The 25,834-nt window shown below is 55.9% G+C and carries 12 protein-coding genes; all 12 read left to right on the forward strand.

From position 1 onward, the window contains the following. The first annotated feature begins 17 nt into the window (after window positions 1–17). The 12 genes from J4613_RS16475 to ratB all read left to right on the forward strand — a co-directional run bounded on the left by J4613_RS16475 (window position 18) and on the right by ratB (window position 25,455). Window positions 18–1,184 carry a bifunctional tRNA (adenosine(37)-C2)-methyltransferase TrmG/ribosomal RNA large subunit methyltransferase RlmN gene (locus J4613_RS16475; RefSeq protein WP_000003206.1) on the forward strand — a complete coding sequence of 389 codons (1,167 nt, stop codon included), beginning with the start codon at window positions 18–20 and terminating at the stop codon, window positions 1,182–1,184. Between the two features lie 291 nt (window positions 1,185–1,475). Then, the gene (gene rodZ / locus J4613_RS16480; protein WP_001090889.1) at window positions 1,476–2,450 is read left to right on the forward strand and encodes a cytoskeleton protein RodZ; all 975 of its coding nucleotides are present in this window, start codon (window positions 1,476–1,478) and stop codon (window positions 2,448–2,450) included. Between the two features lie 26 nt (window positions 2,451–2,476). Further along, window positions 2,477–3,595, forward strand: coding sequence for a flavodoxin-dependent (E)-4-hydroxy-3-methylbut-2-enyl-diphosphate synthase (ispG, locus tag J4613_RS16485; protein ID WP_000551804.1), 1,119 nt, complete (start codon window positions 2,477–2,479; stop codon window positions 3,593–3,595). A gap of 110 nt (window positions 3,596–3,705) precedes the next feature. Then, on the forward strand, window positions 3,706–4,980 hold the full coding sequence (gene hisS / locus J4613_RS16490) for a histidine--tRNA ligase (protein ID WP_111742266.1): 1,275 nt from the start codon (window positions 3,706–3,708) through the stop codon (window positions 4,978–4,980). Between the two features lie 13 nt (window positions 4,981–4,993). After that, window positions 4,994–5,614, forward strand: coding sequence for a YfgM family protein (locus tag J4613_RS16495; RefSeq protein ID WP_000409190.1), 621 nt, complete (start codon window positions 4,994–4,996; stop codon window positions 5,612–5,614). A gap of 10 nt (window positions 5,615–5,624) precedes the next feature. Next, window positions 5,625–6,803: an outer membrane protein assembly factor BamB gene (gene bamB / locus J4613_RS16500; protein WP_001177072.1), complete on the forward strand. Its 1,179-nt coding sequence runs from the start codon at window positions 5,625–5,627 to the stop codon at window positions 6,801–6,803. 118 nt (window positions 6,804–6,921) lie between these two features. Next, window positions 6,922–8,394 carry a ribosome biogenesis GTPase Der gene (gene der, locus J4613_RS16505; RefSeq protein WP_000249411.1) on the forward strand — a complete coding sequence of 491 codons (1,473 nt, stop codon included), beginning with the start codon at window positions 6,922–6,924 and terminating at the stop codon, window positions 8,392–8,394. 88 nt (window positions 8,395–8,482) lie between these two features. Further along, window positions 8,483–8,704 (forward strand): zinc ribbon domain-containing protein, encoded by a 222-nt coding sequence (locus J4613_RS16510; protein WP_000406466.1) that lies wholly within the window; start codon window positions 8,483–8,485, stop codon window positions 8,702–8,704. A 345-nt stretch (window positions 8,705–9,049) separates the two neighbouring features. After that, complete coding sequence (sinH, locus tag J4613_RS16515; RefSeq protein ID WP_000252219.1) at window positions 9,050–11,242, forward strand: intimin-like inverse autotransporter SinH; 2,193 nt, start codon at window positions 9,050–9,052, stop codon at window positions 11,240–11,242. A gap of 57 nt (window positions 11,243–11,299) precedes the next feature. Next, window positions 11,300–12,262, forward strand: coding sequence for a SinI family autotransporter-associated protein (locus J4613_RS16520; protein WP_001149073.1), 963 nt, complete (start codon window positions 11,300–11,302; stop codon window positions 12,260–12,262). Between the two features lie 119 nt (window positions 12,263–12,381). Beyond that, window positions 12,382–17,979, forward strand: coding sequence for a DUF823/DUF824 repeat adhesin RatA (gene ratA / locus J4613_RS16525; RefSeq protein WP_000375789.1), 5,598 nt, complete (start codon window positions 12,382–12,384; stop codon window positions 17,977–17,979). A 165-nt stretch (window positions 17,980–18,144) separates the two neighbouring features. Continuing rightward, complete coding sequence (ratB, locus tag J4613_RS16530; RefSeq protein ID WP_111742267.1) at window positions 18,145–25,455, forward strand: DUF823/DUF824 repeat adhesin RatB; 7,311 nt, start codon at window positions 18,145–18,147, stop codon at window positions 25,453–25,455. The last annotated feature ends 379 nt before the right edge of the window (window positions 25,456–25,834 follow it).

Raw genomic sequence — 25,834 nt, forward strand, 5'->3', positions numbered from 1 at the left:
CGAGGCCGGAATAGCATATGTCTGAACAAATTGTCACACCTGAAAGCAGTACCCCGGTAGTTCTTAACAACGAAACAAAAATCAACCTGCTGGATCTCAACCGTCAGCAGATGCGCGAGTTTTTTAAAAACTTAGGTGAAAAGCCTTTCCGCGCCGATCAGGTGATGAAATGGATGTATCACTATTGCTGCGATAATTTTGATGAGATGACCGACATCAACAAAGTGTTGCGCGGCAAATTAAAAGAGGTCGCGGAAATCCGCGCGCCGGAGGTCGTTGAAGAGCAGCGTTCCTCAGACGGCACCATCAAGTGGGCGATTGCTGTCGGCGATCAGCGCGTTGAAACGGTCTACATCCCGGAGGATGACCGCGCTACGCTGTGTGTCTCTTCACAGGTAGGATGCGCGCTGGAGTGCAAGTTTTGTTCAACTGCGCAGCAGGGCTTTAACCGCAACCTGCGCGTATCGGAAATTATCGGTCAGGTCTGGCGTGCGGCGAAAATCGTCGGCGCGGCCAAAGTCACCGGCCAGCGTCCAATCACCAACGTGGTCATGATGGGGATGGGCGAGCCATTGCTTAACCTGACCAATGTCGTACCGGCGATGGAAATTATGCTCGATGACTTTGGTTTCGGCCTGTCCAAACGTCGTGTCACGCTCTCAACGTCCGGCGTGGTGCCTGCGCTGGATAAACTGGGCGATATGATAGATGTCGCGCTGGCTATCTCCTTACATGCGCCGAATGACACTATTCGCGACGAAATCGTCCCGATCAACAAAAAATACAATATCGAAACGTTCCTGGGCGCGGTTCGCCGCTATCTGGAGAAATCCAACGCCAATCAGGGGCGCGTGACGATTGAATACGTGATGCTTGACCACGTCAACGACGGCACTGAACACGCGCATCAACTGGCGGAGCTACTAAAAGAGACGCCTTGTAAGATTAATCTGATTCCGTGGAACCCGTTCCCTGGCGCGCCGTATGGCCGCAGCTCTAACAGCCGTATCGATCGCTTTTCTAAGGTTTTGATGAGTTATGGTTTCACGACCATCGTACGCAAGACGCGTGGCGATGACATTGATGCGGCATGCGGACAGTTGGCTGGCGATGTGATTGACCGTACCAAACGTACCCTGCGTAAGCGTATGCAGGGAGAGGTGATTGACATCAAGGCTATTTGATAGCAGTTGCGCCACGGGGCATTCATTATACCGTGGCGCAATGTCAGTTGAATAATGTCTGGCGTTGTACTTGTCTGGTCAATAATAACGGTGCGTTTTTGTCGACTTTAAGGCAGTATGTAATGGTGCAACAAGAGTTTAGCCTTGTGTCTTAGCGGTTTTGTCATCTGCGGCCTGACAGGCTTATACTGTCTGACTAAGGTTAACTAACCTGATGTTTCGCGGTGTGGGCGGGCATTACGGCTCGTCGGCGCCTGAATCCTAATTTACACGTACCTGTAGCTGTAGCGAATGAATACTGAAGCCACGCACGACCAAAATGAAGCACAAACCACCGGCGTTCGTCTGCGCAATGCCCGTGAACAACTCGGACTCAGCCAGCAGGCTGTCGCTGAGCGACTTTGCCTGAAGGTTTCTACGGTACGCGATATTGAAGAAGATAAGGCGCCGTCCGATCTTGCTTCAACCTTCCTGCGCGGATATATCCGCTCATATGCGCGTCTGGTGCATGTTCCAGAAGAGGAACTGCTGCCGGGGCTGGAAAAGCAGGCCCCGCTGCGCGCCGCCAAAGTCGCCCCGATGCAGAGTTTCTCATTAGGAAAGCGTCGTAAAAAACGCGACGGCTGGTTAATGTCTTTTACCTGGCTGGTACTGTTTGTGGTCGTAGGGCTGACCGGCGCCTGGTGGTGGCAGAACCACAAGGCGCAGCAGGAAGAGATCACAACAATGGCCGATCAAAGCACGGCTGAACTGAACGCAGATAAAGACAGCGGCCAAAGCGTACCGCTGGACACCGGTGCCGCGACAAGCCAGGATACGACGCCAGCGCAAACGGCTCCGGCGCCTGCGACGCCGGTTGATTCGACGGCGGCGACGCAAAATACGGTAGTCGCGCCTTCGCAGGCGAATGTCGATACGGCTGCGACATCTGCCGCGCCAGCGGCAACGGAGACGCCGTCCGCGCTGCCGACCAGTCAGGCTGGCGTAGCGGCGCCTGCTGCCGATCCGAACGCGCTGGTGATGAATTTTACCGCTGACTGTTGGCTCGAAGTCACTGACGCCACGGGTAAGAAGCTGTTTAGCGGTATGCAGCGTAAAGATGGTAATTTAAACCTAACCGGTCAGGCGCCTTATAAACTTAAAATTGGCGCGCCGGCCGCGGTGCAGATCCAGTATCAAGGAAAACCTGTCGATCTGAGCCGCTTTATCAGAACTAATCAGGTTGCGCGTCTGACCCTTAATGCCGAACCGACACCGGCGCAGTAACAGACGGGTAACGCGGGAGATTTTTCATGCATAACCAGGCTCCGATTCAACGTAGAAAATCGACACGTATTTACGTTGGGAATGTGCCGATTGGCGATGGCGCCCCCATCGCCGTCCAGTCGATGACTAACACGCGTACCACTGACGTGGAAGCGACGGTTAATCAGATCAAAGCGCTGGAGCGCGTTGGCGCAGATATTGTTCGTGTTTCTGTACCGACCATGGACGCCGCCGAAGCGTTCAAGCTTATCAAACAGCAGGTTAACGTCCCGCTGGTTGCCGATATTCACTTCGACTACCGCATTGCGCTGAAGGTGGCGGAATACGGCGTTGACTGCTTGCGTATCAACCCCGGCAATATCGGTAACGAAGAACGTATTCGTATGGTGGTGGACTGCGCGCGCGACAAAAACATCCCTATTCGTATCGGCGTAAATGCCGGATCGCTGGAAAAAGATCTGCAGGAAAAATACGGTGAGCCGACGCCGCAGGCGCTGCTGGAATCAGCCATGCGCCATGTCGATCATCTCGATCGTCTCAACTTTGATCAGTTCAAAGTGAGCGTAAAAGCGTCCGATGTATTCCTTGCCGTTGAGTCTTATCGTTTGTTGGCTAAACAGATCGATCAGCCGCTGCATCTGGGGATCACCGAAGCGGGCGGCGCGCGTAGCGGGGCGGTTAAGTCGGCGATCGGTTTAGGTCTGCTGTTATCGGAAGGCATCGGCGACACGCTGCGCGTATCGTTGGCGGCCGACCCGGTGGAAGAGATCAAAGTCGGTTTCGATATCCTGAAGTCGCTGCGCATTCGCGCGCGCGGCATCAATTTCATCGCTTGCCCGACCTGTTCTCGCCAGGAGTTCGACGTTATCGGCACGGTGAACGCGCTGGAGCAGCGTCTGGAAGATATCATCACCCCGATGGACGTCTCGATCATCGGTTGCGTAGTGAACGGGCCGGGCGAAGCGCTGGTATCGACGCTGGGCGTGACGGGCGGCAATAAGAAAAGCGGCCTGTATGAGGACGGCGTGCGTAAGGACAGACTCGATAACGACGATATGATCGCGCAGCTTGAATCCCGTATTCGCGCGAAAGCAAGTCAACTGGATGAAGCGCGTCGGATTGACGTGTTGCAGGTTGAAAAATAAGAACGTGATGGGAAGCGGCGCGCTTCCCGTGTATGATTGAACCCGCATGGCTCCCGGTTCGTTCGGGGAAGCGCTGAGGGTTCATTTTTATATTCAGAAAGAGAATAAACGTGGCAAAAAACATTCAAGCCATTCGCGGCATGAACGATTATCTGCCTGGCGAAACCGCCATCTGGCAGCGCATTGAAGGCACACTCAAAAACGTGCTCGGCAGCTACGGTTACAGTGAAATCCGCTTGCCGATTGTAGAGCAGACCCCGTTATTCAAACGCGCGATCGGTGAAGTTACTGACGTGGTTGAAAAAGAGATGTACACCTTTGAGGATCGCAACGGCGATAGCCTGACATTGCGCCCTGAAGGTACGGCGGGCTGTGTACGCGCCGGCATCGAACATGGTCTCCTGTACAATCAGGAACAGCGTTTGTGGTATATCGGCCCGATGTTCCGTCATGAGCGTCCGCAAAAAGGCCGCTACCGTCAGTTCCATCAGCTAGGCGCCGAAGTCTTTGGCTTACAAGGCCCGGATATCGACGCGGAACTGATTATGCTGACCGCACGCTGGTGGCGCGCGCTGGGTATCGCTGAACACGTTAGCCTGGAGCTGAACTCTATTGGTTCCTTAGAGGCGCGTGCGAACTATCGCGATGCGCTGGTCGCGTTCCTCGAACAGCATCAAGAGACGCTGGACGAAGACTGCAAACGCCGTATGTATACCAATCCGCTGCGCGTGCTGGATTCAAAAAATCCGGACGTGCAGGCGCTGCTCAACGACGCGCCCGCTCTCGGCGACTATCTTGATGACGATTCACGCGAGCACTTTACCGGTCTGTGTAAATTGCTGGACGCGGCGGGGATTGCCTACACCGTCAACCAGCGTCTGGTACGCGGTCTGGATTACTACAACCGCACCGTATTTGAATGGGTAACAAACAGTCTGGGGTCACAGGGTACCGTCTGTGCGGGGGGGCGTTATGATGGTCTGGTGGAACAACTGGGCGGTCGCGCTACCCCGGCAGTGGGCTTTGCGATGGGCCTGGAACGACTTGTTTTGTTAGTTCAGGCAGTTAATCCGGAATTTATTGCCTCTCCTGTTGTCGATATATACCTGGTGGCTGCCGGCGCACAAACGCAGTCTGCGGCAATGACGCTGGCGGAGCGGCTGCGCGATGAAATGCCAGGCGTGAAGCTAATGACAAACCACGGCGGCGGCAACTTTAAGAAACAGTTTGCCCGCGCCGATAAGTGGGGCGCCCGTATTGCACTGGTTCTTGGCGAATCTGAAGTCGCCGATGGGACTGTTGTAGTGAAGGATTTGCGCTCCGGTGAGCAAACGGCAGTGGCGCAGGACAGCGTCGCCGCGCATTTGCGCACTTTATTGGGCTAAGGAGAAGGACAGCGTGGAAATTTACGAGAACGAACACGACCAGGTGGATGCGATTAAACGCTTCTTTGCCGAAAACGGCAAAGCGCTGGCTGTCGGAGTGATTTTAGGGGTTGGCGCGCTGGTTGGCTGGCGTTACTGGAGCAGCCATCAGACGGAGTCCGCGCGTGCTGCTTCTCTGGCGTATCAAAATGCGGTGACGGCGGTAAGCGCCGATAAGCCGGATAGCATTCCCGCCGCTGAAAAATTCGCGGCTGAGAATAAAAATACCTATGGTGCGCTGGCGTCTATGGAACTGGCGCAGCAGTTTGTGGATAAGAATGAACTTAAAAAAGCCGAAGCCCAGTTGCAGCAGGGGTTGGCGGCCACCAGCGATGAAAATCTCAAAGCGGTGATTAATCTGCGTCTCGCTCGCGTTCAGTTGCAGCTTAAGCAAGCCGACGCCGCGCTGAAAACTCTGGATGCCGTTAAAGGCGAAGGATGGACAGCCATTGTCGCTGATTTGCGCGGCGAAGCGTTGCTGAGTAAGGGTGATAAAAAAGGCGCGCGCAGCGCATGGGAAGCGGGCGTCAATAGCGATGCTTCTCCGGCGTTGAGCGAAATGATGCAGATGAAAATCAATAATTTGTCCATCTGAGAGGGACCCGATGCAATTGCGTAAATTACTTCTGCCAGGGTTGCTTTCCGTTACCCTGCTCAGCGGCTGTTCACTGTTTAGCGGCGAAGAAGATGTCGTCAAGATGTCTCCATTACCGCAGGTTGAAAACCAGTTTACCCCGACCACTGTCTGGAGCACCTCTGTCGGTAACGGAATTGGCGAATTTTATTCTAACCTTCATCCGGTAATGGCAGATAACGTGGTCTATGCAGCCGATCGCGCGGGCGTGGTAAAAGCGCTCAATGCGGATGATGGCAAAGAGATCTGGTCTGTGAATCTGGGCGAGAAAGACGGCTGGTTCTCTCGTTCGTCCGCGCTGTTGTCCGGCGGCGTCACTGTCGCGGGCGGTCACGTCTATATCGGCAGTGAAAAGGCCGAGGTTTATGCGCTGAATACCAGCGACGGTACCACAGCATGGCAGACGAAGGTCGCAGGCGAAGCGTTGTCTCGTCCGGTTGTCAGTGATGGAATCGTCCTTATCCATACCAGCAACGGTCAGTTGCAGGCGCTAAATCAGGCGGATGGCGCCATTAAATGGACGGTGAACCTGGATATGCCTTCGCTGTCGCTGCGCGGCGAATCTGCGCCGGCAACCGCGTTCGGCGCGGCTATCGTTGGTGGTGATAATGGCCGCGTCAGCGCCGTGCTGATGCAACAAGGGCAGATGATTTGGCAGCAGCGTATCTCCCAGGCCACTGGCCCAACGGAAATTGACCGTCTGAGCGACGTCGATACCACGCCGGTTGTGGTAAACGGCGTCGTTTACGCGTTGGCGTATAATGGTAACTTAACGGCGCTGGATCTGCGCAGTGGTCAGATTATGTGGAAACGCGAGCTGGGGTCGGTCAATGACTTTATCGTCGACGGCGACCGTATCTACCTGGTCGATCAGAACGATCGTGTGCTGGCGCTGACCACTGACGGCGGCGTAACGCTGTGGACGCAAAGCGATCTGCTGCACCGTTTGCTGACCTCCCCGGTGCTGTATAATGGTGATTTAGTCGTCGGCGATAGCGAAGGTTATCTGCACTGGATTAATGTCGATGACGGGCGTTTTGTGGCCCAACAAAAAGTAGACAGTTCTGGTTTCCTGACCGAACCGACGGTGGCGGATGGTAAACTGCTCATCCAGGCCAAAGACGGTACGGTCTACGCGATTACACGTTAATCGTCACGGTTGTGCGTTTTAAAAAACGGCTCCTGGTGTAGGGGCCGTTTTCCTGTTTTTAACAACGGCGTAAAAATGACGCGCGTTGTCTGATGATTTTTTAAATGAGGCTTTAAACATGGTACCTGTGGTCGCGCTTGTCGGGCGCCCTAACGTCGGAAAATCCACGCTATTTAACCGTCTGACCCGCACCCGAGATGCGCTGGTTGCGGATTTCCCGGGTCTGACTCGTGACCGTAAGTACGGTCGTGCGGAGGTTGAAGGCCGCGAGTTTATCTGTATCGACACCGGCGGTATTGACGGCACCGAAGACGGCGTCGAAACGCGGATGGCGGAACAGTCGCTGCTGGCGATTGAAGAAGCGGATGTGGTGTTATTCATGGTAGATGCGCGCGCTGGTCTGATGCCGGCGGATGAAGCGATTGCCAAACATCTGCGCTCCCGTGAAAAACCGACCTTCCTGGTGGCGAATAAAACGGATGGTCTCGATCCCGATCAGGCGGTTGTCGATTTTTACTCGCTGGGATTAGGCGAAATTTACCCTATCGCCGCCTCACATGGTCGCGGCGTATTGAGCCTGCTGGAACATGTGCTTCTGCCGTGGATGGATGATGTCGCGCCGCAGGAAGAGGTGGATGAAGACGCGGAATACTGGGCGCAGTTCGAGGCGGAACAAAATGGTGAAGAAGCGCCGGAAGATGATTTTGACCCGCAAAGCCTGCCGATAAAGCTGGCGATTGTCGGTCGCCCGAACGTAGGTAAGTCCACACTCACTAACCGTATTCTCGGTGAAGAGCGCGTGGTGGTATACGACATGCCGGGCACCACTCGCGACAGCATTTATATCCCGATGGAACGCGACGAACGGGAATATGTGCTGATTGACACGGCGGGGGTGCGTAAGCGCGGAAAAATCACCGATGCGGTAGAAAAGTTCTCGGTGATTAAAACATTGCAGGCGATTGAAGACGCTAACGTCGTACTGTTGGTTATCGATGCGCGCGAGGGGATCTCCGACCAGGATTTGTCTCTGCTGGGCTTTATCCTCAATAGTGGGCGCTCACTCGTTATCGTAGTCAACAAATGGGATGGCCTGAGCCAGGAAGTCAAAGAGCAGGTGAAAGAGACGCTGGATTTCCGTCTGGGCTTTATTGATTTTGCCCGCGTTCATTTTATCTCTGCGCTACACGGCAGCGGTGTCGGCAACCTGTTTGAGTCCGTACGCGAGGCTTACGACAGTTCCACTCGCCGGGTGAGCACTGCGATGCTGACCCGTATCATGACGATGGCGGTGGAAGATCATCAGCCGCCGCTGGTGCGCGGTCGCCGTGTGAAACTGAAATATGCCCACGCTGGCGGCTATAACCCGCCGATTGTGGTTATTCACGGCAACCAGGTAAAAGATCTGCCAGACTCCTATAAGCGCTATCTGATGAACTACTTCCGCAAGTCGTTGGAAGTGATGGGGACGCCGATTCGCATTCAGTTTAAAGAAGGGGAGAACCCGTATGCGAACAAGCGTAACACACTGACGCCAACGCAAATGCGCAAACGTAAGCGTCTGATGAAACATATCAAGAAAAGCAAGTAATGCTTTTTCAGTAATATTCCAGGCCTGACAAGCGCTGCGCTATCAGGCCTTTCAAGTAAAAGTGAGTCATGCGCCTGAGGAGAATGTTATGGAAATAACCTGCCCCGTTTGCCATCACGCGCTGGAGCGCAATGGCGATACTGCGCATTGCGAGACATGCGCTAAAGATTTCTCGTTACAGGCACTTTGTCCTGACTGCCGCCAGCCGTTACAGGTTTTGAAAGCCTGCGGCGCAGTGGACTATTTTTGCCAGAACGGTCATGGTTTAATTTCAAAAAAACGGGTTAATTTCGTCATTTCCGATCAATAAAACCGCTGTCGACGTTGCGCCGCAGAGCAGAGGCGCCGACGTCTTATCCGGCTAAGGGCAAAAGCGTTATTCGATACTCCCGTAATATCAGCATAGTATCCTGCCCGGCGGTTATTTTATTCTTTTTATTGATTCAACTATTTATAGGGAATATTATTCCCGAAAATTAATATTAGAAATAAATAACAGCTTTCTTTTTATTTATTATATCAATATTATAAATCTGTTTCATATTAAACTTTTCTTTTTAGGAATATATTTAGGCCTGTTAGTTATGATTCCATCTGAATCATCCATATAATATCTTTTCATAGAGGCGTGTTTATTTAACGACAGGGATATCATATGGTGCGAAGGATTCGCATTCTGGTTTTGCTATTAGTGTCTGGAGTCTCAGTTGCGGCTTCTGGCGCAGATAACTCTGCATCTGCAAATGATGAAAGCCACTCCTCCCTGCCTGATTTAGCCAGCGAATCCGCGAAAAAAGAAGAACAGGAAAATAAAGGAAAGTCCTTTAAAGAACAGGGCGCTGACTACTTTATTAATTCCGCCACCCAGGGCTTTGATAATCTCACCCCGGAAGCGCTGGAATCCCAGGCGCGTAGCTATTTGCAAAACCAAATCACTTCCTCAGCACAGTCATATCTTGAAGGTGTAATGTCACCTTATGGCAAGATCCGTACCAGCCTGTCCGTGGGCGAAGGCGGCGATCTGGACGGCAGTTCGCTGGATTATTTTATTCCCTGGTATGACAACCAGAGCACGCTTTTCTTTAGCCAGATTTCGGCTCAGCGTAAGGAAGACCGCACCATTGGTAACTTTGGGCTTGGCGTTCGCCAGAACGTCGGCAACTGGCTGCTTGGCGGCAACGCATTCTATGACTACGATTTTACGCGCGGTCACCGTCGATTAGGTCTGGGAACCGAAGCCTGGACGGATTACCTGAAATTCTCCGGCAACTATTACCATCCTCTTTCTGACTGGAAAGACTCCGAAGATTTCGACTTTTATGAAGAACGACCCGCGCGCGGCTGGGATTTCCGCATGGAAAGCTGGCTGCCGTTTTATCCGCAGCTTGGCGCTAAATTAGTTTACGAACAGTACTACGGCGATGAAGTAGCGCTGTTTGGCACCGATAATCTGCAAAAAGATCCTCATGCCGTCACTTTGGGGCTGGAATATACGCCGGTACCGCTGGTCACGGTTGGTACGGATTACAAAGCCGGTACTGGCGATAGTAACGACTTTAGCGTTAACGCGACCGTGAACTACCAGATAGGCACGCCGCTGGCGGCGCAGCTCGATCCGGAAAACGTTAAAATTCAGCACTCCTTAATGGGCAGCCGCACCGATTTTGTCGATCGTAACAATTTCATCATTCTCGAATATCGTGAGAAAGATCCGCTGGACGTCACGTTGTGGCTGAAGGCTGACGCCACCAACGAACACCCGGAATGCGTGATTGAAGATACGCCTGAGGCCGCGGTGGGGCTGGAGAAATGTAAGTGGACGGTCAACGCGCTGATTAACCACCATTACAAAATTATTTCTGCCTCCTGGCAGGCGAAAAACAACGCCGCCCGTACGCTGGTGATGCCGGTGGTAAAAGCTAATGCGTTAACCGAAGGCAACAATAACAGCTGGAATCTGGTGCTTCCTGCCTGGGTTAATGCCGATACCGAAGAGCAGCGCACCGCCCTGAACACCTGGAAAGTACGCATGACGCTGGAAGATGAAAAGGGCAATAAGCAGAACTCCGGCGTGGTGGAAATCACCGTCCAGCAGGATCGCAAAATTGAGCTGATCGTCGACAACATTGCCGATACCGATCGCAGCGATCACAGCCATGAAGCCAGCGCGCTGGCCGATGGCGAAGACGGCGTGGTGATGGATCTGCTGATCACCGATTCCTTTGGCGACTCCACGGATCGCAATGGTAACGAACTGGTGGACGATGCCATGACGCCCGTGTTGTACGACAGCAATGATAAAAAAGTCACGCTGGCCCAGACGCCCTGCACCACGGAAACCCCCTGCGTGTTTATTGCCAGTCGTGACAAAGAAGCGGGGACGGTGACGCTTTCCAGCACCCTGCCGGGGACTTTCCGCTGGAAGGCGAAAGCAGACGCCTATGGCGACAGTAACTACGTTGATGTCACTTTTATCGGCGACAACCTGAGCGCGCTGAATGCGGTGATTTATCAGGTCAAAGCCGCCAACCCTGTCAACCTTATCGGCAAAGAAGATAGGCACCCTACGGTCAATAATGCTTACCGTTTCCTGCTGTGGCGCGACAAAAATAAAGACGGCGTATTCCAGATGTCCGAGCAGCTCACGGAAGAAGAGATGGCGCTGTACGACTACCAGTGGGAGTTTACCGGGCAGAGTACAAACGGACATACCGGCGCGCTGGCCAACACCATGAATGAAGATCTTGTCCTGCCAGTAACCAATAAAGAGGCGGCGCAGAAGTTTGCCGCCAATGTGGAAGATGGCGTTCAGGGTTACGGCATACGCGTTACGTATAGTCAGAAATAGCGTCAGCGTTGTGGCTGACCAGCCAGCCGCTGAATTTTGAGAAAAAGGAGAGTCTGAATGCAAGCAACAGTAAAACGGCGGCTGACGAAGGTCGCTTTAGCATTAGTAGTTGCCGGGTATTGCGCCGCGCCAGCGGTGGCGGCAAACGGTAATCTGAAATCGGGGCAGTGGCAGATTGTCTCTGAACAGACGGGCACCATTCAGGGTACGGTGCCGTGGATTACCCGTGCGGCGGATAAAACTGCGGATACCGACAAAGATCACGTAACGGTAACTATCGATCGCGGCGATCGTAAAATTGTGACCGAAGGCGATAAGCAGTTCCACGTTGGCGATAAGGTCACGGTGAACTGGGCGATTGGCGATACGGAAGGCGACCTGGATGTCGACAACGCCGCCACGAAACTGACGGTGCAGTGGATGAGATACAGCGACCAGAATGGTAGCAATCCCGAAGAGATTGGCACCAAAGGCAGCGATACCTATGAAATTCAGGCGGGTGACGCAGACCATTATATCGGTATCAAAATCACCCCAACCACCACCACCGGTGACCCAGCCGTGGCAACCGAACTGCTGTTGAAAGACCTGTCGACCGATGCGGGCGGTGGTGCGGATGGCGACGACATTCCGGAAGGTCCGGTGGTGGATGAAAACGTCCATGTGGTTATCTATGAGTCTGGCTCAACCACCAACCTGCTGGGTACCTCTACTCCGCTCAAAACCGACACCACCTATAAAGTGCTGCTGTGGAGCGATAAGAACAGCAACGGTACCTATGATACCGGTGAAGACGTTACCAGCCAGTACGACTACCGCTGGAAATTCGTTGGCACCAGCGCAATTGCAGGTACTGGCACTGGCGGTATCGTCAACGAAAACTGGAACGATAAAGACCTTGTTATCCCTGTCACCAACGTCGACGCGAAAGCGGCGTTCGAAGGTGCGGAAGGCGGCGTTACCGTGGGTAGCGACGGTGTCCAGGGCTTTGGTCTGTCCATCGACTACAAACGCAAATAAGTTGTCCTCAACATACCACTCCCCGCGGGGAGTGGTATTTTCCGCGCACTTTGCTTAGCCGCGCGCTAAGCAAAGTGGGTTGAATTACGACAGAGAATGAAAACGGGTGGCTATCGCTCATGGACAGGAATCGGCAAGTGAATAAAGTTGTACATTTCTTACTGACATTACTGATCATGTTTGCAGTGTCGATCGCACCTGCGCAGGCGCTATTGAAGGGAGGAACCTGGCAAGAGCTGAACTCAGTCACCGGTGCGGTTAACGGCACCGCGCCGCTGGCCGACGGCGCTATTATCCCCCTTTACCAGGGAAGTACGCTGCTTGACCCGAGCAAAACCCACGATATTGAATTCAGCGCCATGCCGCGCGATTTTAGCGCGGATGCTACCTCAACCTCGATGCGGGCGGTCAATTCCACCGATACCGAAGGCGATCTCTTTAGCGATCCGCCCACCATCGCCTGGGAAAACCGCCAGCCGCCCGCCATGGGCCTGGTATGGGCCGATGCCGCCACGCCCGACACGCCGCTCTCGCCGCAGCCGGTTCCGAACCTGACCTTTTGCGCCCAAAACCTCGCCGGGCGACAGCTGGTGGCCTGGGCGCAGGTGGAAGATGAAACCAACGTTCCCGCGCTGTGGCTCTTTACGAATACCGGGGTGCCGAATTATACGACCATTCCGCTGTTAAGCCCGAAAGTGGCGCTGAATATCAAACCAGCGGTGAGCGATCCTGTTTCTGTGAGCGGCGATCATGTCGATGCCAGTTTTGAAGCATCGAAAGTTAAGGTCGGAGAAAGTATTACTCTTACTGTCACCACCAAAGCGTGTGATGGCGAACCTGCGATCAATGCGCCGTTTGTGATCCGTCGCGAGGATGCAATAAATCGCCAGGGTGTGGTCAATAACGCTAACCCGGTGCGCGTTGGCAATACCGAGTTAACGACTGCGCAAACAGAATATCATGGTGTAACGGACGGGCAGGGCAACGCCACGGTGGTGGTAACGCAAGAGAACGGTCCGGGGGTAAAAACGCGACTTATCGTCTCTTCGCAAAACTATCCCACGCTGACCGACAATGTCGACGTCATTTTCACCACCATCACCAGCCCGGACAGCGATAAGGCCAGTATGTACGGCCACATGATAGAGAGCACCACCGCGACGCTGAACGGTATAACCTACACTTTTACCCGCCCGAAGCTGGCGGCGGAAGCGAGCGGCGCTGACAAAAGCGTCGTCGATACCAACGAAACCTGGGCGCTGTTCGACTGGAACGGCGCCGATAACCATTGCAATATTCTGCCGGACGCCGAACAACTGGTGCAGATGCGACATGAGCACAGCACGCTGGCAACGTACACCGGCTGGCCAGCGACGGACGATGCCGAATACTGGTCGTCGACCAAAGATCAGATGAGCGGCTACCACGCTGCCGTACATATGAACAGCGCGTCGGTTGCCAGGGCCGCCGACAGCGACACGCTGCTGGTCAGCTGTGTGGATAAAGCCCAGCCTGCGGCGCACCCGCAGATTACTCTCTCCCCACAAGGACCGTATAAAGCGCAGGTGGGGGAGTCGATTGATCTGACGATGACCGTAGTTGACCGGGACACGCAAAAACCGCTGCCTTACCGCTACATGGAGCTGTTTATCGACCCGGCGAAAAACCGCAAAGGGGAACATCAGGACGCATGGGATAACCTGCGGGTCACCGTTGATTCCGAAGGTATGAGCGCCTCGTCGCCGGAGCACTATACCGGCGTGACTGACGTCAACGGCCAGGCGCACCTGACGTTAAAACATAACAGCGGCCTGGGCGTCGAAACGCCCATCCGCATCGTGATGCCGGACGACGAAGGCGGCAACGTCGAGCTGTCCTTTAGCGTAATTTTCACCGTGGTCACCAGCCCGGACGTGGACGGCGCCAACATGTGGGGCCATATGCGCGGCGTGGTGGACGCGGGCAACCTGTACAAACGTCCGCTGCTGGCGGTGGAGGCCAGCCATAAAGACGGCCAATTCAGCGAAAATAACGAAGAGTGGGCGACGTTTAACTCCGTGGCGTCGGCCACCGCGCAGTGCGGTGTCGGCCAGGTGCCGGATCAGTCGTCGCTGGCGCATTTGTACAGCGAACATGCGGGCGGACAGATGGAAAGCGAGCACGGCTGGCCGACTGAAGATTATTTCATCGCCGCCGACAGCGACGCCTCCGGGACGGTACACGTCAACCTCGAAAACGGCGATAGCGGCAAATTTACCGATACGCCCAACTACCTGACCTGCTCGGCCAATGAAATGGTGGCGGTGCTGGACGTCTACTTCAACGACGACCCGGTGATCAAAAACGCCGACGCCAAAGTGGGTGAACAGGTTAAGATGAACATCCATTCGCGCAACGCCCTTAACGGCATGGCGATCGGCAATACCGACTTCACCATCACCATGGCGAACGGCAAGCGGCGTGACGGGCTGACGACCGGCTTTACCGATACCAGCAACGGCGAGATGCAGTTTGACGACGTGGGCTACGTTGCCGGGCAGGTTTATCACGGGATCACCGACGCTAACGGCGATGCGACCATTATCCTCACCCAGAAAAAGGGCGTGGGGCTGCTGACGCCGTTAAATATTGCGCCCGTCGATTCATTAATCAGCACGCCGGTTTCCCGCAGCGTGAAGTTTACCGTCGCCACCAGCCCGGATACGGCAAAAGCCAAAATGTGGGGCCATATGGCCGACACGATTACCGTGGGCGACTGGACTTTTGAGCGGCCCAAACTGGCGGGTGAAGTGAGCAACCCGCTGCGTACCCAGGACGAGAGCAATGAGACCTGGGCGCGCGTGGCCCATAGCGACGCGGTGGGCAACCCGGATGCGGGCGGCTGCGCGGCGAACCGCCTGCCGCGCATCGACCAGCTTGAGGCGCTGTATAACGCCAACAGCGGCGGCAAGATTCACAGCATTCAGGGCTGGCCGACCTATCTTAACTACTGGTCGTCCACCTACCAGAGCGCCACCACCTGGAAACTGATCGCGCTGACGAACGGCAGTGAATTTGCCAACAGCAACGTCTCGATTTACGCCAGCTGCCTGGCCAGCGATAACCCGGTGGCGGCGTCCATCACCATTGAACCGGTCAATCCGTCGCAGTGGTACGACGGCAGCGACGTCCACGCGGTCAAAGTGAAAAAGGGCGAGACGATGCAGCTCAAGGTGACGGTGAAGGACGCCAGCGGCAACCCGATCCCGGAAGCGCCGTTTGTGCTCACCCGCGGCGACGGTTACGATCGCCGGGGCGAAAAGTATACCGCTCAGGACGGTGACGATCTGCAAGGCATCGTGACGCCCGTGGTGATCGACGGCGAATCGCTGGCATGGACCACCACCAAAATGGGGTCGCAGACCGGCACTGACGGCACCCGTATCATCAGCGTCACCCGCCCGGACACCCACGGCACCCGCACCGCGATTAACGCGACGCTGTATGAAAATGCCGCCGTGAGTGCCAGCATCGACACTATCTTTACCGTCGTCACCAGCCCGGATGTCAGCGTTGCCCGCATGTGGGGGCATATGGCGCCATCGCTGACGGCGGCGGATGGCGCGGTGTACCAGCGCCCGCTGCTGTACGCTGAGCTGTCCAGTACGGACAATACTGCGTCTAAGCAAGAAACCAACGAAACCTGGGCGGTTTTTCATGGGCCAGCCAGTGAAGGGGCCAATCCGGCCCGTTGCGCGGCGGGCTATTACCCTGCCGTTGAGGCGCTGGATTCGCTCTACAGCAAATACCCGAGCCGAACGATAAATACCGCCCAGGGCTGGCCGGTCTACTATTCTTACTGGAGCGGATCGAACTCGACGTCATTTTCCAGCGGGGCAAAACTTGACTTCTATTACGCAGTCGATCTGGCTGATGGTTCGCGTCGGTCAGAAAACAGCGCGACCAGCACTGCCTGGCAGTATCAAATTTGCGCCACGACGCCGCTGCCGCAGGCCACGCAGATTACCCTCACCTCCCCGCAGGCGATGGATGACGCTATTCAGGCGGTGAAGGCGAAAAACAGCGAGTCGATCCCGCTGCTCATCACCACTACCGATGCGATGGGCAACCCGGTGCCTTATGCGACTTTTTCGCTTAAACGCGACGCCGGGAAGGCGCGCAACCCTGACTATAATAAATTTGTAGCCACTAACGGCACCAACATGACGGTGACGCCGCTCACCGGTGCGCAGCAACAGTTTTACTATGCCACATCGGTTCTGACCGGCGCCACCGGCGCGGATGGTACGCTGGCCCTGACGCTTGCCGAACCCGGCGGCATAGGGTTGAAAAACCAGCTGACCGCGAATCTGAACGATACGCCGACGGCGACCTCATCGCTGCCGGTGGTGTTCACCGTCCTCACCAGCCCGGACAGCGACAAGGCCAACATGTACGGCCATATGCCGGAGACCTTCACCGCCAGCAACGGCGCGGAGTTTAAGCGCCCGCTGGTGGCAGGCGAGCCCTCATCGGAGGCGCACACGGATACCTATTTCGAAACCAATGAAAACTGGATCATGGTGAATAGTTTTAATACCGGCAATTACGGCGGGTGTCCGATGAACCAGATGGCTGCGATAGATGATTTCACTGCGCTGTACAACGATCACCCAAGCGGCAAGGTGGCGACCGATATTGGATTGCCCGTCGGGAAGCGGTGGTGGGCGGGGGATAGCCTGCTGAAAGGCTCAACCCTTTACTGGCAGTATAAAGATCTCAAGACGGGGAAAAACTACAGCATGTCGGAAAACCCGGGTAACTACTACTTACAACTCTGCCTGACAACATCGCGCAGCGGGCTGAATATCGCGCTCTCTTCCGACGCATGGAACGCCGATAAATCGGCGGCCGTGGCGAAAAAAGGCGAAACGATACCGATGACGGTAACGGTGACTAACGACGCCGGGCAGCCGCAGGCCGGGGTGGCCGTACTGTTGACGCGTGATTACGCTTATTCGCGCGGTGCGGTGGATAAGCAATACATTGAACCAGGCGTGATTGGCGAGCCGGTTCCGTTTACAACTTCGCCTGCGAATATGATGCTGACGCCGGTTGCACCTGCGGGTACGGCAGTGGCGTTTAATAACCAGAATGGCCTCAGCACAAAATGGTCTGGCTTCACCGGCGATGACGGTAAGTTGCGGTTTACGTTAACTCAGGATAAATCGCTGGGGTTAAAAACGTCTGTCACGGCGGCGCTTGCGAATCAATTTGATGAGGCGGCGAGCGTGGATGCAATCTTTACGGTACAAACCAGCCCGGACACGCCGTATGCGTCATACTGGGGTCATATGCCGGATACCGTGCAGGTGAACGGCGTTACGCTGCGCCGCCCGTACCTGAAAGCCGAGCTCTCTGCCGCGCCCCGGGATACCTGGCCGTTTAATAATGAATTCTGGGGGACGAACTATTATTATCAGTCCGAACACGTGGAAACGTCGTTGACGCATCTTTGCGGATCGCAGGAAAATATAGCCTCGCTGGACGATCTGAAAGCGTTGCAGAGCGTTATCGGCACGTTGCAATGGCCGACGACATCATCCTGGGACTATGTGTCGCAAGATGAAGGTCAAAGCAATAAGTACTACTGTTCATTTAACGAAACGACCGGCCAGACAACCTGTACTCGTGAAAAAGCGACGACCTCGGGCTTAGGCTCGTGCCGGGTGCCGTAGTGAATGGGGAATGGGGCCGGGAGCGCGTTTGAATGTTGGGTGACGCTTTGCGGCGCCCAACCTGGGTATCCCTTGTAGCTGGCGCTGTTCCGGTAGCGATGTATTTTTACGTTTTTGTATTCATGGAATGAACTGCAACGAAATGGACTTTTCTCAGGTACGTCAGTGAAATCGAAAAAGTGTGTCGGTTTTTTACCCTGGCTGCTGCTATGCGCCCTCAGTTTAACGCCTTTCTTCGCGCAGGCCGTGCGAAGCAGCGGCGCATGGCAGGAACTCACTGAGCAAACTGCGGCTATTAATGGCACTCCGCCTCAGGCCGACAGTGTAACGATCCCGGTATATCAGGGCAGCGTGCAGTTGCGCTCTGATGCGGCGAATCCTGTTGACTACTCCGCGAAGCCCAGCCAGTTCAGCACCAGTGATGCTGGCAGCGCGCTGACCTTAACCAATCCGCACGACACCGAAGGCGATATCTTCGCCGTGCCGCCGCTGGTCTGGCAGGCTGAACGCGCGCCCACCGTCACGCTGGTGTGGGCCGACGCCGCCACGCCGGACACGCCGCTTGATCCACAACCCGTCAGCAATATAAGTTTCTGCGCGCAGAATCTGGCGGGCCGCCATCTGGTGGTCTGGTCGCAACTGGATACCTCAACCGCCATACCGCCGCTGTGGTTGCTTACCCGCACCGGCGTGCCTTATAACACGGCGGTCGAAGTGCTTGATCAAAAGTTTGCCGTGGATATCGCGCCCGCCGTGGGCGACCCGGTAACGCTCGCCGCCGATCATCTGGATGAGTCGCTCAACGCCGCAAAGGTCAAAGCGGGCGAAAGCATCATGCTGACGGTAACGACCAAAGACTGCGGCGGCGAACCGGAGGGCAACGTTGATTTCGTGATTACCCGCGGCGACGCGCAAAACCGCCAGGGCGTGGTAAACAATGCCGCGCCGGTGCGCGTCGGCAACACCGAACTGACCACCACCGCCACGGAATATCATGGTACGACCAACGCCGAGGGCGTGGCGACCGTGGTCGTCACCCAGGCGAACGGCCCGGGCGTTAAAACGCCGCTGATAGCGCACCCGTCGAGCGCGCCAGCGCTGAAAGCCAGCGTGGACGTGATTTTTACCACCCTCACCAGCCCGGACAGCAGCAGCGCCAACATGTACGGTCATATGGCAGAGACGTCCACCGCCACGGTGGACGGCGCAAGCTACACCTTTTACCGCCCCAAACTGGCGGCGGAAACCGACGGTGAAGACCGCACCGCCAGCATCAACAATGAAACCTGGGCGCAGTTCAACTGGGGCCACGCCGACGCGCACTGCGATATTCTGCCGGATGCACGCCAACTGGAAGGGTTAAAAATTGCGCGCGGCGATCTGGCCACCACCCTCGGCTGGCCGGTAGGGCTGACATCCGGTGATGAAGAGTACTGGTCCTCCTCCCAGGGATCGACTGCCACTGACCATATCAGCATTGATATGCGCAGCCGCGCCCTTACGCAGATGCCGGACGCCACGCAATCGCTGGTTAGCTGCGTGGATAAAGCCCCGCCTGCGGTCACGCCGAAATTAGTGATTAGCGCCGATAATTTTGATTCAACGGTCAACGCGGCGAAAGTGAAGGTGGGCGAAGAGATCAACATGAAGATCACCGTCACCGACAGCGCCACCAATAAACCGCTGCCTTATCGCTACTTTAACGTCTACCTGGGCGACGAGCAAAATCGCCAGAATCAAAAGAACGCCGATATTGATAGCGGGCATCAGTGGACGGATGATCCGGTAATTATCACCAATCTGGCAGGCAGCGACGGCCACTATCATGGCGTCACCGACGCCAACGGTCAGTTCTCGCTGGTGTTGACTCAGGATAAGGGTGCGGGCGTATTAACCCCGGTGCGCGTGGTGCTGTTCGACGGCACGGAAGCGACGCAGAACGTGATTTTTACCGTCGTCACCAGCCCGGACGTGGCGCAGGCGCGCATGTGGGGCCATATGCAGGGCGTGGTGGAAGCGGGCAATATCTACAAACGCCCGCTGCTGGCAGAAGAGGCCGCGCAGGATACCGGTTCCGAATTTGAGAATAACGAATACTGGGCGACGTTTAACTCGGTAACGGCGGCGACGAACCAGTGCGGTACCGGCCAGGTGCCGGGGCAACTGCTATTGGATACGCTGTATCAGGCCCATTCCGGTAACGCGATGGAAACGACCTACGGCTGGCCGACGCAGAAACACAGCTATATCGCGGCGGATACTGATGGTTCCACCACCGCGCACGTCAACCTGGCGACCGGCGCGGACAGCATGTTCAGCGGCGCCGAACCGAACTATCTCTCCTGCTCCGGCAATGAGTTGGTGACCAGTCTGGACGTTTACTTTAATGGCGATGAGTCGTTACGTAATGCGGTAGCCAAAGTCGGCGAACAAATCACGATGAACGTCCATTCCGTTAATGCGCTGAACGGGTTAAGTGTGCCCAACGCCAGCTTTACCGTCACCATGTCGCACGGCAAAAATCGCGACAACGCCACCACGGGCTTTACCGATCCCAGCGACGGAACGCTGGTGATGGGCGGAACGCCTTTCGGCTCTTCCCAGGCGTCGATGACGTACCAGGGCATGACCGATGCCGAGGGCAACGCCACGCTGGTGATTGAACAGCCGCAGGGCGTGGGCTTGCTGACGCCGCTGAGCGTCCTGCCGGTCAACTCACTGATTACCACGCCCATCAACCGCAGCGTGAAATTTACCGTTCCCACCAGCCCCGATACGCCGGAGGCGCAGATGTGGGGCCATATGGCGGACACGCTCACCGTGGGTGATATGGAATTCCAGCGGCCAAAGCTGGCGGCGGAAGCGACTGCCGCCACCCGTACCCAGGAGCAGGATAACGAAACCTGGGCGCGCGTCAGCCACGCCGACGCGCTGAATAACCCCAACGCCGGGGGCTGCGAGGCCGGCCATCTGCCGCGCGCCGATCAGCTTGCCGCACTGTATGCCTCCAGCGACGGCAATAAAATCCACACAGTATCCGGCTGGCCGACGACGTATGACTACTGGTCTTCCACCTTCGCCAGCGCCGCTACATGGCAGGCGGTATCACTGGCTGCGGGCGGCTATACCGCTTCCGGCGATGCGTCGGACTACGTGAGCTGTCTGGTCAGCAAAAATCCGACGGCGGCGTCTATCACCATTGAGCCGGTGGATGCGGCATTGTGGTATAACGCAAACAGCGAACACGCGGTGAAGGTGAAAAAGGGCGATACGCTCCAGCTTAAAGTGACGGTAAAAGACGCCAGCGGCAATCCGCTGCCGCAGGCGCCGTTCGTGTTAAGCCGCGGCGACGGCTATACCCGCCAGGGGGAGAAACATATCGCCGGTAGCGGCGACGGCATCGTCTCGGCGGTGGTGATTGACGGCGATTCGCTCAACGACACCGCCACCAAAATCGGCGGCATGACCGGTGAAAACGGCAGCAAAATCATCAACGTCACCCGCCCGGATGCCCACGGGACGAAAGTCGCGATTACGGCGGCGCTGTACAATAACGCCAGCGCGACGGCCAGCATCGATACTATTTTTACCGTGGTCACCAGCCCGGACAGCGACAAAGCCAAAATGTGGGGCCATATGCCGGAAACGACGACGGCGGCCAACGGCGAGGTGTTTAAGCGCCCGCTGTTATCGGCTGAAATCGCCAGCGGCGTTACCCACGGCGACAATACGGAAAACAACGAAGCGTGGGGAATAGTCGATTTTGAAATGGCGAACGACGCCTGCGGCGCGGGATACGTGCCGACCCTTGCCGATATGCAATCGCTGTACGACGCCAGGCCCGGCGGCGCCATGAATACCCAGCAGGGCTGGCCGCTGGACGGTAAAAACTACCAGGACAGCACCGCCGATTTGAGCCGGAGTACGCAAAACCGCTACGTTAAGTCGATTAATCTGCGCGACGGCGGCGTCGGTTCGCTATTGTGGAATGAACAACTCTATTTTGTCTGCCTGCAAAACGCCCATCCGGCGGCGACGCAGATAACGCTCATTTCGCCTGTGTATAACGACAGCGACGGATTCGCCAAAGCGAAAGTCGGCGAGACCATCCCGGTCATCATCACCACGCGGGATGCCCAGGGCAACCCGGCCGCCGACACGCCGGTTATCTTTACGCGCGGCGACAGCGTCGGGCGCGCGAATCAGGAGGTGAATAGCTCGGCGGCGGCGGATATACAGATAAACCACAGCGACGGGCGTAGCAGCGGCGCTAACTATTACACCGCCACGGGCGCCGACGGCACGCTGACGCTGAATATCAGCCAGGACAGCGGCGCGGGCTTTAAAACGCCGCTGACGGCGGCGATAGAGCACAACGGCGTAACGAGCGCGCCGCTGCCAGTCATCTTTACCGTGGTCACCAGTCCGGACACGCCGAAGGCCAACTACTGGGGCCATATGGCGGAAACGCTGACCGACAGCAGCGGCGTGGCGTACAGGCGTCCGCTGCTGGCCAGCGAGTTTAGCGCTACGCCCGGCAAAACGCTGACCATCGCCAACGGCTACTACGACAAAGGCGAAACCTGGGGCATGATAACCGTCGATAAAGCCTGGAACGGCACCGGTGGCGGCTGTGGGCGCGACACGCTACCGACCGTAGCCAACCTCCAGACGCTGTACGGGACATACCCGGATAACGCCATGCGCAGCCGTAACGGCTGGCCGATGACCAGTTCAGGCAACAACAACGTCAGCCGCTACTGGTGGGCGGGGGATTACGTGATATCGTCAGACGGCACGAAGTCGCTCTACGCGGCGGTCAACCTGTTTAACGACGGCAATGATGTCAAAACGACGACCAGCACCTCGATGTACTACATGCAGACCTGTCTTGCCTCGCCGCGCAGCGCCGCCGCCAGCCTGACGCTGACGCTGGCAGGCCAGGATGAAACCACCGGAAGCGCAAAGGCGAAGAAGGGCGAGCAGATGGCCGCCACCATCGACGTGAAAGACGCCGCAGGTCAGCCGATGAAAAACGTGATGGTGAAAATCAGCCGCGGATCTTCGTACAATCGCGCCAACAGCGCCACATCGTCCTCAAGCGTCACAGACGATATTACGCTGCGTAATGTGATGCCGTCCGGCCTTGCGACATACCTGCTGGATACTTCGGCGAAATATCTGTATGCGCAAACCGATGCCCTGGGACAGGTGACATTTACCCTTGCGCAGGACAGTACCGCCGGTTTAAAGACCACTATCAGCGCCGCCACGATGGACGGCAGCAACCTGACGGACAGCAAAGACGCTATCTTTACCGTTATCACCAGCCCGGACAGCGACAAGGCTTCATACTGGGGCCATATGCCGGAAACCTTTACCAACAGTAAGGGGGTTGAATTTAAGCGACCGCTGCTGCGCGCTGAACTTTCTTCAACGGCGGACACGTCGGGTTATACGGAAAATAACGAGACCTGGTATACCTGGAGCCGTTATCCGAATATGTATCAGGACACCGCCAGCCCGTGCGATCGGCTGGGGTTGCCGACGGTAAATGATTTACAGACGCTATATACCGATTATCCCAATGGCGCACTCACGACAACGCTTGGCCTACCGGTGGCATCAGGAAAATATTGGGGGGCGGGTAACTCAGTACCAGATGCCACGCACTCAGACAGTCAGTTTCAGTATGTCAGACTCAGCGATAATAATACGCTGACAACCAAAGCCAATACCGCCACGGCGCAGCTTTGTCTGGCAAAGCGCCGGGACTTGTCGATAGAACTCACCTCCAGCGACATGGATGCGGATAAAGGCGCTCCAGTGGCGAAGAAGGGCGAGAGCCTGCCGTTGACCGTCACTGTGAGGGATGGTTCCGGCACGCCGCAGCCCAATACCGCTATCCGTTTGGGACGAACGCTTTCGATAGACCGGGCGGGTGTCGTTGATGGCAGTTCCGGCGGCGGAGGCATGATACTCACATCGGTTGCACCGTCTACGGGCTCAATGACGTTTAACTGCACGGCATCTTCGTGCACAAGCTATTGGTACGGCATGACGGATGAGAATGGTAAAGCGCAACTCGAAGTGACGCAGGATGATTCCCGTGGCCTGAGAACACCGCTGCAGGTGATGCTTGTCGACGATCCGCTGACAGTTAGCGATATGGACGTCATTTTCACCGTCATTACCAGCCCGGACAGCGATAAAGCCAAATACTGGGGACACATGCCGGAAACCGTGACCAACAGCGCGGGCGTGAAGTTCCGGCGTCCGCTGCTGGCGGCGGAGATGACGTCGAATAGCGGTACTTACCTGGTTAACAATGAAACATGGCCCTTAGTCACCGCAGCGAACACTGAAAAAGCGGGCGCAACCGGCTGTGATGCGGAATACCAGCCGTTGTCAGGCGATCTGCAAACGTTGTATAGCGACAATCCTAACGGCGCAATCGGTACAAACTACGGCTGGCCGGTGGCGGGGAACAAATCCTGGTGGGCGGCGGATCGTGCGCCGAATACCGCATATTACCAATTTATAAACCTGAATAGCGGCGGTAAGGGCACCGCCAGTTCATCGACTGCCACCGGTGCTCAGGTGTGTCTGGTCGAGCCGCGTACTTCTACTCCTGCCAGTATTACGCTGACCTCGACGGCGATGGACAGCGCGAAAAACGCGGCGGTAGTGGAGAAGGGAAGCGCGATGCCGTTAACGGTGACGGTAAAAGATAGCAGCGGTAACCCGGTCGCCAACGTCGGTTTTACGTTGTCACGTGGCGATTCGAAAAATCGGGCAGGTATGGTGATAACGGATGGCGACGTGGCAGCGGATGCCGGAGCAGACGATCTCATGCTTAAAGAGCTGACTCCCGCAAGCGCCAGCCAAAGTATGACCACCACCGGGATTGTCTTTACCGGCACTACCGGCAGCGACGGTACGGCAACGTTTACGCTTAATCAGGATAAAAGCCTGGGGTTGAAAACGCCACTCACGGTGAAAGTGACGGACAATACGACTCTTCACGCATCGCTGGATGTGATTTTTATGGTACTTACCAGCCCGGATACGGATAAAGCGTTGTTCTGGGGAAATATGTCGGATACGACATCCGTCAACGGAAAAACGCTGCATCGTCCGTGGCTTCAGGCTGAGATGCTGTCAGGCGTAACGCCAGTATTTACCAACGGAGTGCATGCAAATAACGAGTACTGGGCGATGGCGCATACGGTGGACAACACGAAATGGGATATTGCCAAACAGTGCGGTAGCCTTAGCAAAGCACCGGATAATAACGACCTGTTGACGCTGTATCATTCAATTAGCTCGTTAGGCTGGCCGACGCAGGGCTATCCCTATTTATCTAAATCAACCTCAAGCGGCGGCATGTATTGCGGCGTAGATGAGAATACCAAGAGTCAAAACTGCGCCATTAAGCCGGCAGGCACAGCGGGTTATGCGACGTGCGTGGAGTAACGTATTATGCGTCTGGCACGAAAATAATCTGCTTTTCACATTCAATTGAGCTTCATGAAAAAGTGAAAGTAGCATTCATTGAAAAGTATATGTTCTGCTAATTGGCGTCACCACCGTTTGCCACGCGTGTGTAAAAGCGCCGTTTCCCTTCTGTAACCCGGCATCTGGCGCTACGTATATACTCTAAATAATTCGAGTTGCAGGAAGGCGGCAAGCGAGCGAATCCCCGGGAGCTTACTAAAGTAAGTGACTGGGGTGAGGGAACGCAGCCGCAGCACATGCAACTTGAAGTATGACGAGTATATTTAAAATAACGCCAGGTGTCGCATGATAATCACACCTTTTTGTTTCACGCATTTATTTATTTTAATATATGAAG

Source organism: Salmonella sp. 32020114201800008SM, assembly GCF_017572025.1.
Classification (GTDB): Bacteria; Pseudomonadota; Gammaproteobacteria; order Enterobacterales; family Enterobacteriaceae; genus Salmonella; species Salmonella enterica.

Bases quoted from the DNA above. Each gene is read 5' to 3' on its own strand.
- bamB (WP_001177072.1), top strand. From the start codon at position 5,625: ATGCAATTGCGTAAATTACTTCTGCCAGGGTTGCTTTCCGTTACCCTG.
- sinH (WP_000252219.1), top strand. From the start codon at position 9,050: ATGGTGCGAAGGATTCGCATTCTGGTTTTGCTATTAGTGTCTGGAGTC.
- rodZ (WP_001090889.1), top strand. From the start codon at position 1,476: ATGAATACTGAAGCCACGCACGACCAAAATGAAGCACAAACCACCGGC.
- J4613_RS16475 (WP_000003206.1), top strand. From the start codon at position 18: ATGTCTGAACAAATTGTCACACCTGAAAGCAGTACCCCGGTAGTTCTT.
- J4613_RS16520 (WP_001149073.1), top strand. From the start codon at position 11,300: ATGCAAGCAACAGTAAAACGGCGGCTGACGAAGGTCGCTTTAGCATTA.
- J4613_RS16510 (WP_000406466.1), top strand. From the start codon at position 8,483: ATGGAAATAACCTGCCCCGTTTGCCATCACGCGCTGGAGCGCAATGGC.
- der (WP_000249411.1), top strand. From the start codon at position 6,922: ATGGTACCTGTGGTCGCGCTTGTCGGGCGCCCTAACGTCGGAAAATCC.
- ratA (WP_000375789.1), top strand. From the start codon at position 12,382: ATGGACAGGAATCGGCAAGTGAATAAAGTTGTACATTTCTTACTGACA.
- ispG (WP_000551804.1), top strand. From the start codon at position 2,477: ATGCATAACCAGGCTCCGATTCAACGTAGAAAATCGACACGTATTTAC.